The sequence below is a fragment of the Methylorubrum sp. POS3 genome, assembly GCF_043352485.1.
GTDB lineage: Bacteria > Pseudomonadota > Alphaproteobacteria > Rhizobiales > Beijerinckiaceae > Methylobacterium > Methylobacterium suomiense.
Map to the genome: position 1 here is coordinate 2,106,675 of NZ_JAPRBT010000001.1, position 12,778 is coordinate 2,119,452.

Genomic DNA, 12,778 nt, shown 5'->3' on the forward strand with positions numbered 1-12,778 from the left:
GCTCACGCGCATCCGCTCGGATCGCGCGGGATGCCGGCCCGCGCGATCGCCCCCTCGCGCGGGCCGGCCGGTCGTGGCAGACCGGGGGGTAGGGGCAGGGGAGTTCTTCGCCGTGGGGCAGGTGGCAGACGCGGCGGGCGGACGGCCGGCCTCGGCGCGCCGCGTCCTTCGTCCGAGCTGGCGCCCGACCCTGCGCCAGATCCGCCTGGCCAGCGGCCTCGTGCTGTTCGCCTACGTGCTCAGCCATCTCCTCTGCCACGCGCTCGGCAACGTCTCGCTCGGCGCCCTTCAGGCGGGACTGGCGGTGAAGGTCGCCCTCTGGCGCAACCCGCCCGCCCTGTTCCTGCTCTACGGCGCACTCCTCGCCCATCTCGCCCTCGGTCTGCGGGCCCTCTACGAGCGGCGGCTGTTCCGGCTGCGGCCGGGGGAGACGGCTCAGCTGATCCTCGGACTCGCGGTGCCGCTGCTGCTGCTCAACCACGTCGTCGGCACCCGCGTCGCCTGGAGCGCCGAGGGACTGGAGCGGGACTATCCGCAGGTGCTCTGGGCGTTCTGGGTCGCGAGCCCGGGGGGCAGCGGCGTCTCGCTGACGCTGGGTCTGCTCGCCGCTTGGCTGCACGGATGCCTCGGCCTCCATTTCTGGCTCCGACTGAAGCCGGCCTATCCGCGCTTCGCCCCCTGGCTTCTGGCGGGCGCGGTGCTGGTGCCGGTGCTGGCGCTTCTCGGGGCGGTGCAGGGTGGACGGGCTGTGGCGCTCGCCGCCGCCGATCCGGCTTGGCGCGAGCGGGTGTTCGATGCCCGGCACATCGGCGATGCCGCGCAGGCCGAGCGGCTGTCCGCGATCCGCCGTTTTGTGTTCGGCGCCTATGCGGGCGCCCTCGTCCTCGTCCTCCTCGCCCGCGGCCTGCGCACGCTGATGGAGGCGCGCGGCGGCCTTGTGCGGGTCACCTATCCGGACGGGCGGATGGTGCGGGTGCCGCGGGGGGCGAGCGTGCTGGAGGCGAGCCGGCGCGGGCGCATCCCGCATGCCAGCATCTGCGGCGGGCGGGGGCGCTGCTCGACCTGCCGCATCCGCGTCGTCGACGGCGAGCGCGGTCGGTTCCTGCCCCCGCCCGAACGGACCGAGCGGGCGGTGCTGGACCGGATCGGTGCGAGCCCCGGCATCCGGCTCGCCTGTCAGCTCCGGCCGGATCGCGACCTGACGGTGGTGCCCCTGTTCACGCCCCAGTCCCAGGGCGCGCAGGCGGGCGCGCCCGAGCGGGCCGGGGCGGGCGAGGAACGCTTCGTCGTGGTGCTGTTCGCCGACCTGCGCGGATCGACCCGGCTGGCCGAGGAGCGGCTCGCCTACGATACGGTCTTCGTCATCAACCGCTTCCTCGGCGCCGTCGGCCACGCGGTGCGGGCGCAGGGCGGCAGCGTGAACCGGCATCTCGGCGATGGGCTGATGGCCCTGTTCGGCCTCGACGGCGACCCGCGCCGGGCCGCCCGCGCCGCCCTCGACGCGGTCGATGCCGTCGCCGCGGAACTCGAAGGGCTGAACCGGACGCTCGCCGCCGATCTCGGCGAGCGTCTGCGCTACGGCATCGGACTGCATGCGGGCACCGCCATCGTCGGCGAACTCGGCGACGAGGCCGATGCCCGCTTCACCGCGCTGGGCGACACGATCAATGTCGCGGCACGGCTGGAGGCGCTGACCAAGCCGATGGGGCAGGTGGCCATCGTCTCCGAGGCGGTCTACCGCGCCGCCGGGATCGAGCCCGGCGACCTGACCGAAGTGACCTTGACGGGCCGGGCGCAGCCGCTGCGGGCGCGGCTGGTCGGGGCGGGCGAGACGGTGGCCGTATGAGGCGGCCACCGTCCGCCTTCTCTTCCCCGCAAGGGGGAGGGGACGAGCCCCCTGCGATCAGCGTGCCGGCCCGGTCGAACCGGTCGCGTCGCCCGCCCCCGGCTTGATCGCCCACAGCTCGGTCGGCAGGCTCACCGGGGCGCCGGGCTTGTAATCGGCCGAATCCTGGATGTGCGAGGTCGTGACGTAGATCGTGCCGTCGGGCCCTTCGCTGAACGTGTCGGGCCAGCGCAGCTGCGGATCCTTCACCAGCGTCGTCAGCGGGGCTTCCGCCTTCGACAGGTCGCGCACCTTCACGGAATCGTCCTGCGGCGAGGTCACGTACATCCGGCCGTCGCGGCGGCCGATGAGGAGGCCGTCGGCGACGCCGTTCTCGCCGACCTTCGTCACCTTGCCCGACAGGCTCTTGTCGGAGAGCGCCTCGGGCACGAGGGAGGACGCGGCCCAGCCGGTGAGGGCGTCGGTCGGCAGGCTGTAGAGCGTCTTGCCCTTGATCGCCTGCCAGTACAGCGTCTTTCCGTCGCCCGACAGGGCGATGCCGTCGGCGGAGAAGTTCACGCCGCGCCCGTCGGGCCGGCGCAGGGGCTTGCCGTCATAGGTCACGGTCACCGACTTGTCCGGCATGGTCGAGGGATCGCCCGCGAGCAGGCGCTTGGCCGCGCCGCTGTCGAGATCGACCACGATCAGGGCGCCCTCCGCGCCGGAATCGGTGAGATAGGCGGTCTTGCCGTCGGGCGCGATGCGCACGTCGTTGAGGTAGGAGCCCTGAAGCGCGACGCTCGTGTCGAAGGGGATCGTCTTGATGACCTTGTTGGTCTTCAGATCGATCCCGACGAGCTTCGGACCATCCTTGATGACATGGGCCATGGCGGGGGAGGCCGCATCGACCACCCAGAGCCGATCCTGCGCGTCCGCCACCACGCTCTGCACGCAGACGAAATGGTCCTTGGGCGAGAGTTCGTCGGCGCGGGCGTTGCGCCAGGAATTCCAGCCCTCGTCGGGATAGGGGACCGGCTTGCCGTCCTTCAGCTCGGCGACCGAGACCGGGGCGTCCTCACTCCAGCGGGGGAAGTTCACGAAGATGCGCCCGTCGCGGGCGACGGTGACGCCGGTCACCTGATGCTCGAAACCCGCCACCTTGGTGAGCTGCGCCCCGCCCGCCGCGCCCTGGGCGTAGGCGGGCGGACCGGAGGCCGCCGTGCCGGCGAGCAGCAGGGCGGCGAGGGCGAGGGAGGTTCTGATCATGGCGGGAAGCCTCGAAGCGGGAACGTCGTTCGTCCCGGCAACCGGCGCTTCTCCGGCCAAGCTCCTTCACGATAGCGTTGGCATCCGCCGGACCGGAATCCGATCCATCGAGCCCAGCCCCCGCTCGCGCATCCGGTTGCGCTCCGGGCGGAGCCGAACGGGGGCCTGACAGAGCACGGGACGCATCCGTATCGGGCGCCCGACGGGGCTGCGCCGCGAGGCTGCGGGCCGGGCGGAACGGGCGGAGATCGTCGGCATCGCTCCGCCGCGCCAAGCCCGAGGCCTTCTGCTGCAACAGACCGGGGCGAGCGAGCGTACGGACGATGCGGACAGGCTGGAACGGTTGAGGTTCCCGCGTCGTTGAGAGCGCAGTTTTCACCCCTCTCGGAGGACGCTATGCGGAACACTCTTCTCGCCGCCGCCGCCCTGACCCTCGCCGGCCTCACCGGCGCCAGCGCTCAGACCACCGTGATCGAGCGCGACGCGCCGGATCGGGTCGTGGTCGATCGCCCCGCCACCACCTCCTCGACCACGGTCGAGCGCCGCGACAGCACCAGCACCGGCTGCTCCAGCAAGACGGTGACGAAGGAGAACGACGTCGGCGACCGCAAGACCGTCACCAAGGAATCCTGCGACTGATCTTTCGGGACCTCCGGCGTCCTGACGTAAGGAACCCGCCGCGGAGGACCGCGGCGGGTTCTTGTCTGTTCAGGCCTGTCCCATCATTCGGTTATGCGGCGGCCCCGCGCCAGGACGGTCAGGCCATCAGCGCTGGGCGAAGCCGATATCCGCGGCGACCGCCTTCAACCGCTCCGGCTCGCGCTCCTTCCGTTCGGAATAGCGATCCACGAGGTAATCGGCCCGTCCGCGGGTCAGGAGCGTGAACTTCGTCAGTTCCTCGCAGACGTCCACGACCCGGTCGTAGAGCGGGCCCGGCTTCATCCGGCCCTCATCGTCGAACTCCTTGAAGGCCATCGGAACCGATGACTGGTTCGGGATGGTGATCATCCGCATCCAGCGCCCGAGGATGCGCAGGCTGTTCACGGCATTGAAGCTCTGTGAGCCGCCCGAGACCTGCATCACCGCCAGCGTACGACCCTGCGTCGGGCGCACGGAGCCCTCGCTGAGAGGCAACCAATCGATCTGGCTCTTCATGACGCCGGTCAGAGTGCCGTGCCGCTCCGGACTGACCCAGACCTGCCCCTCGGACCAGATCGAGAGCTGGCGCAGTTCCTGGACCTTCGGATGCTCGGCGGTGGCGTCGTCGGGCAGCGGCAGCCCGTCCGCGTGGAAGATGCGCACCTCGCCGCCCATGGCTTCCAGCAGTCGCGCGGCCTCGTAGGCCAGAAAGCGGCTGAAGGACCGCTCCCGAAGCGAGCCGTAGAGGATCAAGAAGCGGGGTGCGTGCGCCAACGGCGCCGACGCCTCCACCCGCTCCGAAGTCGGCACCTCGACATGTGCCTCGGAAAGATTCGGCATCCCGTCGGCGAACGGCTGCTGGGGCTTGTCCACGCTGCGGTCATCCCATACGTTTCAACAAACGTTGGATTGATGGATCATCCATGGATGAACGGCAAGCCCTCGCGGCCTTCGCCGCCCTCGGTCAGGAGCACCGGCTCCGGGTCGTGCGCGCCCTCGTCACCGCCGGGCCGGACGGTCTCGCCGCCGGCGCGCTGGCGGCCGAGGTCGGGATCGCGAGCACCAATCTGTCCTTCCATCTGAAGGAACTCTCGCATGCCGGGCTGATCACCTCCCGGCGCGAGGGCAAGTCGGTCATCTACAGCGCCGCCTATGCCGGCCTGTCCGACCTGATCGCCTTCCTGATGCGCGATTGCTGCGGGGGCCGGCCGGAAGTCTGCGCCCCGGCCGTCGCCGCCCTGTCCGCCTGCGATTGCACGACCGGAGACACCGCCCATGCCTGAGGCCTTCGACGTCGTCGTCTATCACAACCCTGCCTGCGGCACGTCCCGCAACACCCTGGCGATGATCCGCAACGCCGGCATCGAGCCGCACGTGGTCGAGTACCTAAAGACACCGCCGCACCGCGCGCTCCTCTGGCAACTGCTCGCCCGCGCCGGCCTCACGGTGCGCGACGCGCTGCGCGAGAAGGGCACGCCCTACGCCGAACTCGGCCTCGCCGACCCGGCGCTGACCGACGACCAGCTTCTCGACGCCATCGCGGCGCATCCGGTCCTGCTCAACCGCCCGCTGGTGGTGAGCCCGAAGGGCGTGCGCCTGTGCCGACCGTCCGAGGCGGTGCTGGACCTGCTCCCGGCCCAGCAGGGTGCGTTCGTGAAGGAGGACGGCGAGCGCATCGTCGACGAGCACGGCCGCCGCGTCGCCACTGCCTGAGGCACCATGAGCACCTTCGAGCGCTACCTGACCCTCTGGGTCGCCCTCTGCATCGTGGCCGGCATCGCGCTCGGCCACGTCATGCCGGGCGTCTTCCGCGCCGTCGGCGCCGCCGAGATCGCCCGGGTGAACCTCCCGGTGGCGATCCTGATCTGGCTCATGGTCATTCCCATGCTGCTGAAGATCGACTTCGCCTCCCTGCGCCATGTCGGCCGGCACTGGCGCGGCATCGGCGTGACGCTCTTCATCAACTGGGCCGTGAAGCCGTTCTCGATGGCCGCCCTCGGCTGGCTGTTCATCGGCGTCCTGTTCCGGCCCTCTCTGCCCGCCGACCAGATCGACAGCTACATCGCCGGGCTCATCATCCTGGCGGCGGCGCCCTGCACGGCCATGGTGTTCGTCTGGTCGAACCTGACCCGAGGGGAACCTCACTTCACCCTGAGCCAGGTGGCGCTCAACGACACCATCATGGTGGTGGCCTTCGCGCCCATCGTCGGCCTGCTGCTCGGGCTCTCGGCGATCACCGTGCCCTGGGGCACGCTGGTGCTGTCGGTGGTACTCTACATCGTCATTCCGGTGATCATCGCGCAGCTCGTGCGCCGGAGCCTCCTCGCCTCGAGCGGGCCGGCCGGCCTCGACCGGCTTCTCGCCCGGCTCGGCCCCGTGTCGCTCGTGGCGCTGCTCGCCACCCTGGTCCTGCTGTTCGGCTTCCAGGGCGAGCAGATCCTGGCGCAGCCGGCGGTGATCGGACTGCTGGCGGTGCCCATCCTGATCCAGGTCTACCTGAACTCGGGGTTGGCCTACCTCCTGAACCGCGCAGCCGGCGAGCAGCATTGCGTCGCCGGCCCCTCGGCGCTGATCGGCGCCTCGAACTTCTTCGAGCTCGCGGTGGCGGCGGCCATCAGCCTGTTCGGCTTCAATTCGGGCGCGGCGCTCGCGACCGTGGTCGGCGTCCTCATCGAGGTTCCGGTCATGCTCTCGGTCGTCTGGATCGTGAACCGGAGCCAGGGCTGGTACGAGCGGGGCGCCGCGACCAGGAGAGCGTCCCTGAAGACGGCCTCCCGCGAGACCTGACCGGAGAGCCACGGCCCGGAGGGACCGTCATCTCCGTCCAGGGTCCTGCCATTCGTCGAAACGGCGGGCCGTCCACCGGAGGCGGGGCGGTTCCCATGAGGGATTCGTGTCCGGATGCAGGCGAGGGGGCTGCCGCTCCGATGGTAGCCCCCTCGTCCTCGGTCGCCGGGATCAGGCGTGCGCTAGGATCGCCAGAAGCAGCAGAGCGATGATGTTGGTGATCTTGATCGCCGGGTTCACGGCGGGCCCCGCCGTGTCCTTGTAGGGATCGCCGACGGTGTCGCCGGTCACCGCCGCCTTGTGGGCGTCGGACCCCTTGCCGCCGTGATGACCGTCCTCGATGTACTTCTTGGCGTTGTCCCAGGCGCCGCCGCCGGAGGTCATCGAGATCGCGACGTAGAGGCCGGTCAGGATCACGCCGAGCAGGGAGGCGCCCACCGTGGCGAAGGCTTGGCCCTTGCCCGCGATCGCCTGGATCACGAAGAACAGCACGACCGGCATCAGCACCGGCAGCAGCGAGGGGATGATCATCTCCTTGATCGCCGCCCGGGTCAGCATGTCGACGGCCCGGCCGTAATCGGGCCGGTCGGTCCCCTGCATGATGCCGGGCTTCTCGCGGAACTGGCGGCGGACTTCCTCGACCACCGCGCCCGCGGCGCGGCCCACCGCCGTCATCGCCATGCCGGCGAACAGGAACGGGATCAGGCCGCCCAGCAACAGGCCGACGACGACGTAGGGGTTGGAGAGCGAGAAATCGACGCTGACGCCCTGGAAGAAGCGGTACTGCGTCGGGCTGGCATTGGCGATGAAGTAGTTCAGGTCCGAGGTGTAGGCCGCGAACAGCACCAGTGCGCCGAGCCCCGCCGAGCCGATGGCGTAGCCCTTGGTGACGGCCTTGGTGGTGTTGCCCACCGCGTCGAGCGCGTCGGTCGCCTTGCGCACGTCGGAGGGCAGGCCGGACATCTCGGCGATGCCGCCCGCATTGTCGGTGACGGGGCCGAAGGCGTCGAGCGCCACGATGAAGCCGGCCAAAGCCAGCATCGCGGTGACCGCGATGGCGATGCCGAACAGGCCGGCCAGCGCGTAGGTGGCGATGATGCCGGCCACGATGATGATCGCGGGCAGCGCCGTCGATTCGAGGGAGATCGCCAGCCCCTGGATCACGTTGGTGCCGTGGCCGGTGACCGAGGATTCGGCGATCGACTTCACCGGCCGGAAGTTGGTGCCGGTATAGTACTCGGTGATGACGACGATCAGCGCCGTGATGACGAGGCCGAGCACCGCGCAGCCGAACAGGCCGCCCGAGGAGAAGGTCAGTCCGGTATTCGTCGTGAAGGTGGTCGAGAAGCCGCCGAACAGGGCGAAGTTCACGGCCGCGATCGCCGCGACCGAGAGCACGCCCGCCGCGATCAGACCCTTGTAGAGCGCCCCCATGATCGACTGGTTGGCGCCGAGGGTGACGGCGTAGGTGCCGGCGATGGAGGTGACGATGCAGGCCGCGCCGATGGCGAGCGGGTAGAGCATCATGCTCTCGAGCACCGCGGCATTGCCGGCGAAGAAGATCGCGGCGAGCACCATGGTGGCGACGACGGTGACCGCGTAGGTCTCGAACAGGTCGGCGGCCATGCCGGCGCAATCGCCGACATTGTCGCCCACGTTGTCCGCGATCGTGGCGGGGTTGCGCGGATCGTCCTCGGGAATCCCCGCCTCGACCTTGCCGACGAGGTCGCCGCCGACATCGGCACCCTTGGTGAAGATGCCGCCGCCGAGCCGGGCGAAGATCGAGATCAGCGAGGCGCCGAAGCCCAGGGCCACCAGCGCGTCGATCACCTCGCGGCTGCCCGGCGCCAGTCCGGCGCCGCGGGTGAGGTAGAGGTAGTAGAGCGCCACGCCGAGCAGCGCGAGGCCCGCCACCAGCATGCCGGTGACCGCGCCCGACTTGAACGCCACGTCGAGACCGCCGCCGAGGGATTGCGTCGCGGCCTGCGCAGTGCGGACATTGGCGCGCACCGAGACGTTCATGCCGATGAAGCCCGCCGCGCCCGAGAGCACCGCGCCGATCAGGAAGCCGATGGCGACCTTGATCCCGAGGAAGTAGGCGAGAAGGGCGAACAGGAGGATGCCGACGAGGCCGATCGTGGCGTATTGGCGCTTGAGATAGGCCTGGGCACCCTCGGCAATGGCGCCGGCGATCTCCTGCATGCGCTGCGTTCCCGCGTCCCGTCGCATCACGTCGCGGATGGTCACGACACCGTAGGCGATGGCACAAAGCCCGCCCACGATGATCAGCAAGAGTGCGGTCATTCGTGCGTCCTTGGATTGTGATGATGGTTGCCGAGCTTGGCCGGGATGGCCACGGGACGTGTTGCTCGGTTCTTTGAGGCGCCCTCCCTGAAAGAGCGGAACTTGATTGCCAAACTTCAGCGTGGAGCGCAAACGTCCCGCGCAGCTTGGAACCGCTTCAACCGCGAAGTTGAACGATAATGATTGATATCCACTTTGTGCAGCGCAGTTATTGCGGCGCACAAAGCCGGGGAATTTCATGGAAGACGAAGAATTCGAGCCTTGCCCATCGAAGCCGGACGCGAGCAACACGGGCTGTCGCGCCCGGCGCGCGGCAATGATAGACGGGCTTCCTGTCCTGCGAGCCGAGCGTTCCGTGAGCCGACCCGAAGCCGAGATCGACGTCGCCGTAGAGGATCCCCGCTGGGAAGAAGCTTTGCCCGACCTCGAAGCCTTCGTGATCCGCGCCGTCGAAGCGGGGCTCGCCATCGCCCCCGATTCGCCCTCCGGCCCCATGGAAGTCAGCGTCCTGCTGACCGACGACGCGGCCGTGCGGGTGCTGAACCGCACATGGCGTGGCAAGGACAAGGCGACCAATGTCCTCTCCTTCCCTGCGCCCGTGCAACCCTCCCATCCCGGCGCGCCGCGCCCGCTCGGCGATGTCGTCCTTGCGTATGAGACGCTCGTGCGCGAGACTGGCGAGCAGTCGAAGCCGCTGGCGCATCATCTCGCCCATCTCCTGGTCCATGGCACCCTTCATCTCCTCGGACAGGACCACGAGACCGGCGAGGCAGAGGCCGAGGCCATGGAGGCGCTCGAAATCGCCGCGCTTCGTACTCTCGACATCCCCGACCCCTACGACGGGTGAATCGCGGCCGGTCCGGCCGTCCCGACCCCTTCAACACAGAGACCGATGACCAACGACCGAAGTCGCGGCGCGGCCCTTGCCGCGCCGACCGCCGACGCCGAATCGCCACCCCGCGAGGCGTGGTATGATCGTCTGCTCAGCGTCTTCCACCTGCGCCCGCGCGATTCCCTGCGTGCCGGCATCGAGGAGGCGCTGGCCGAGCCCGATACCGGCGAGGATGCGTTCTCGCCCCTCGAACGGGCCATGCTCAAGAACGTGCTGGGCCTGCACAAGGTGCGGGTCGACGATGTGATGGTGCCCCGCGCCGACATCGTTGCCGTCGCCGTCGAGACGAGCCTCAGCGATCTGCTCAAGCTGTTCCGCACCGCAGGGCATTCGCGCCTGCCGGTCTACGGCGAGACGCTCGACGATCCCCGCGGCATGGTCCACATCCGCGACTTCGTGGAGTACCTCGCCACCAAGGCCGAGGCCGGCCCGCGCCGCGCATCGCCGCAGGCCGCGGCGCAGGCGACGGCCGCCGCGCCCGACGCGGCGGCGGAGGCCAAGCCCGCCCCGCGGCCCCGGCGCCAGAGCGCATCCCGGGCCCTGCGCGGGCTCGACCTCGGCAAGGTCGATCTCTCGGCGACGCTCGCCTCCACCCGGATCCAGCGCCCGGTGCTGTTCGTGCCGCCCTCCATGCCGGCGATCGACCTGCTCGTGCGCATGCAGGCGACCCGCACCCACATGGCCCTCGTCATCGACGAGTATGGCGGCACCGACGGCCTGATCTCGATCGAGGATCTGATCGAGATGGTGGTCGGCGACATCGAGGACGAGCACGACGTGGCCGAGGGTCACCTCGTCCACCGGCTCGAGGGTGAGGCGGAGGCCTTCGTGGCCGATGCCCGCGCCGGCCTCGCCGAGGTGGCCGAGACCACGGGCGTCGATCTCGTGGCGGCGGTGGGCGAGATGGCCGAGGAGATCGACACGATCGGCGGCCTGATCGTGACGCTCGCCGGCCGCGTGCCGTCCCGCGGCGAGGTGATCGCCGGCCCCGGCGATATCGAGTTCGAGGTACTCGACGCCGATCCCCGTCGGGTGAAGCGGATCAAGCTCCAGCGGGCGCCGGCCAAGATCGGCACCGTCGTACCCCTCGCCCTGCCGCCGCCCCGCGTGCCGTCCCCGCCGGAGGGACCTCAGGCCGCCGAATCGGGTCATTGACCCCGCGACGATCCCGCCGGGCATGACCCGGCCCACGAGGACGACCAGAGGACGCCTATGAGAACGGCCTCCGTCGGCACGGCCGACGACGGCACGCGCCCGGCCGCGGCGCGCACCGGCCTCCTCGACGCCCTGGCCCATCGGGTCATCCTCAGCCACGGCTGGGGCCGGTTCGCCTGGGCGGTGGCGGCGGGCGCCCTCGGCGCTGTGGCGATGCCGCCCTACGGGTTGTTCCCGGCCCTCGTCGTTTCGCTCGCCCTCGCCGTCTGGCTGATCGACGGCGCGGGTGTCGGCGGTTCGCTCCGGCGTACCTTGCTGAGCTGCGCGGGCATCGGCTGGGCCTGGGGCTTCGGGTACTTCACTGCCGGCCTGTGGTGGCTCGGCGCCGCCTTCCTGGTGGAGGCGGACCAGTTCGCCTGGGCGATGCCGCTCGGCGTGCTCGGCCTGCCCGCCGTGCTGGCCCTGTTCTTCGCCGCCGGCTTCGCCGCCGCGCGGCTGATCTGGTCGCGCGGCTCCGGCCGGATCGCCGCCCTCGCCGTCGCTCTCGCCTCCGCCGAGTGGCTGCGCGGACACCTGTTCACCGGGTTTCCGTGGAACACGCTGGGCATGGCGCTCGGGAGCAACCTGTGGACGATGCAGGCGGCTTCCCTCGTCGGCCTCTACGGCCTGACGCTCCTGGCGGTGGCGATCGCCGCCGCCCCCGCGACCCTCGCCACCGGCACCACCGTGCGCGGACGCTTCGCCCCCGCCCTCGCGGCGCTGGCAACTCTGGCGCTGCTCGCCGGCTACGGCGCCGCGCGGATTCCCTCAAGCCCGGACCCGACCGTGGCGGGGGTGCGCCTGCGGCTGATCCAGCCGAACGTGCCCCAGGACGCGCGCTTCCGCGCCGACATGCGCGACGAGATCGTCGGCAAGTATCTGGAGATGAGCGACCGGGCGCTCTCGCCGGAGCGCACCGGCATCAGCGACGTGACCCACCTGATCTGGCCGGAATCGGCCTTTCCCTTCCTGATCCAGCGCGACCCGCAGGCGCTCGGGCGGATCGGCGCGGCGCTTCCCGAGGGCAAGCAGCTCGTCACCGGCGCGGCGCGGGGGCGCGAGCCGCTGACCCGCGAGAACGCGGTGTTCCACAATTCCATCCTGACGATCGGCCCCGGCGGCCGGATCGGCGAGGTCTACGACAAGGTCCATCTGGTGCCCTTCGGGGAGTACCTGCCGGGGCCGCTCGACGCCGCCTTGCGGGCGGTGGGGCTGCGCCAGTTCGTGGCGGTGCCGGGCGGCTTCACCGCAGGCAGCCGCGAGGGCCAGCGCATCCTCACCGTGCCGGGTCTGCCGCCGGTGGCGGCGACGATCTGCTACGAGGCGATCTTTCCCGGCGCGATCCTGCCGCCCGTCCCGGACGATGCCGCGCCCGCGGTGCCGGGCCTGATCCTGAACCTCACCAACGACGCGTGGTTCGGCGACACGCCGGGGCCGCGCCAGCACTTCGCCCAGGCGCGCCTGCGCGCGGTGGAGGAGGGTCTGCCGCTGGTGCGGGACGCCAATTCCGGCATCTCGGCGGTGGTGGACGGCCACGGCCGCATCCTGGCGAGCCTGCCGCTCGGCACCGAGGGCGTGCTCGATTCCGCCCTGCCGCAGCGGCTCCCGGGCCGCACCTTCTACGCCCGTTTCGGCGACCTGCCTTTCGCCCTGATGTGGCTCGCCGCCTTCGCGGCCGCTCTCATCGGGCGTTTTCGCCGAGTTTGACAAGACGATCCGGAAATTGAGGCAGCCCCGGTTTTAATCCCAACACTCATCAATCGACTGAGACACTTAGCCGTCGGAGCCCATTGCAGTCTCAGACGTTCTCGTCGTTGAAGAGAGGCGCGGACGGTCACGTGACCGCACCACGTGGCCTCCGAGAACGGGAA

Annotated in this window: 11 protein-coding genes; 8 read left to right on the forward strand and 3 right to left on the reverse strand. The window is 70.3% G+C overall.

Features of this window, described 5'->3' with window-relative positions; translation table 11 throughout:
* Positions 1–112: 112 nt before the first annotated feature.
* The gene (locus OWC43_RS09950; RefSeq protein WP_393956530.1) at positions 113–1,846 is read left to right on the forward strand and encodes an adenylate/guanylate cyclase domain-containing protein; all 1,734 of its coding nucleotides are present in this window, start codon (positions 113–115) and stop codon (positions 1,844–1,846) included.
* 57 nt (positions 1,847–1,903) lie between these two features.
* Here OWC43_RS09950 and OWC43_RS09955 read toward each other — a convergent pair whose 3' ends face one another.
* A complete protein-coding gene (locus tag OWC43_RS09955; protein WP_393956532.1) occupies positions 1,904–3,091 on the reverse strand; it encodes an L-dopachrome tautomerase-related protein in 1,188 nt (395 codons plus the stop codon).
* 396 nt (positions 3,092–3,487) lie between these two features.
* Here OWC43_RS09955 and OWC43_RS09960 point away from each other — a divergent pair, with 396 nt between their 5' ends.
* Positions 3,488–3,730 (forward strand): hypothetical protein, encoded by a 243-nt coding sequence (locus OWC43_RS09960; RefSeq protein ID WP_137831670.1) that lies wholly within the window; start codon positions 3,488–3,490, stop codon positions 3,728–3,730.
* 126 nt (positions 3,731–3,856) lie between these two features.
* Here the strand turns inward: OWC43_RS09960 and arsH are convergent, their stop codons facing one another.
* On the reverse strand, positions 3,857–4,603 hold the full coding sequence (gene arsH / locus OWC43_RS09965; RefSeq protein WP_393956534.1) for an arsenical resistance protein ArsH: 747 nt from the start codon (positions 4,601–4,603) through the stop codon (positions 3,857–3,859).
* Between the two features lie 50 nt (positions 4,604–4,653).
* Here arsH and OWC43_RS09970 point away from each other — a divergent pair, with 50 nt between their 5' ends.
* From OWC43_RS09970 to arsB, 3 genes are read left to right on the forward strand one after another with little or no spacing between them, the layout of a single operon-like run.
* Positions 4,654–5,013: an ArsR/SmtB family transcription factor gene (locus OWC43_RS09970; protein ID WP_393956535.1), complete on the forward strand. Its 360-nt coding sequence runs from the start codon at positions 4,654–4,656 to the stop codon at positions 5,011–5,013.
* Complete coding sequence (arsC, locus tag OWC43_RS09975) at positions 5,006–5,443, forward strand: arsenate reductase (glutaredoxin) (protein WP_393956537.1); 438 nt, start codon at positions 5,006–5,008, stop codon at positions 5,441–5,443. Before OWC43_RS09970 ends, arsC begins: the two co-directional genes overlap by 8 nt.
* A gap of 6 nt (positions 5,444–5,449) precedes the next feature.
* A complete protein-coding gene (arsB, locus tag OWC43_RS09980) occupies positions 5,450–6,517 on the forward strand; it encodes an ACR3 family arsenite efflux transporter (protein ID WP_393956538.1) in 1,068 nt (355 codons plus the stop codon).
* Between the two features lie 171 nt (positions 6,518–6,688).
* Here arsB and OWC43_RS09985 read toward each other — a convergent pair whose 3' ends face one another.
* Positions 6,689–8,821: a sodium-translocating pyrophosphatase gene (locus OWC43_RS09985; protein ID WP_393956540.1), complete on the reverse strand. Its 2,133-nt coding sequence runs from the start codon at positions 8,819–8,821 to the stop codon at positions 6,689–6,691.
* 355 nt (positions 8,822–9,176) lie between these two features.
* Between OWC43_RS09985 and ybeY the strand changes: the two genes are divergently transcribed.
* From ybeY to lnt, 3 genes are read left to right on the forward strand one after another with little or no spacing between them, the layout of a single operon-like run.
* The gene (gene ybeY, locus OWC43_RS09990) at positions 9,177–9,668 is read left to right on the forward strand and encodes an rRNA maturation RNase YbeY (protein WP_238308512.1); all 492 of its coding nucleotides are present in this window, start codon (positions 9,177–9,179) and stop codon (positions 9,666–9,668) included.
* Positions 9,669–9,713: 45 nt separating this feature from the next.
* Positions 9,714–10,868, forward strand: coding sequence for a hemolysin family protein (locus OWC43_RS09995; RefSeq protein WP_393956542.1), 1,155 nt, complete (start codon positions 9,714–9,716; stop codon positions 10,866–10,868).
* A 57-nt stretch (positions 10,869–10,925) separates the two neighbouring features.
* Positions 10,926–12,614 (forward strand): apolipoprotein N-acyltransferase, encoded by a 1,689-nt coding sequence (gene lnt, locus OWC43_RS10000; protein ID WP_393956544.1) that lies wholly within the window; start codon positions 10,926–10,928, stop codon positions 12,612–12,614.
* Positions 12,615–12,778: the final 164 nt, after the last annotated feature.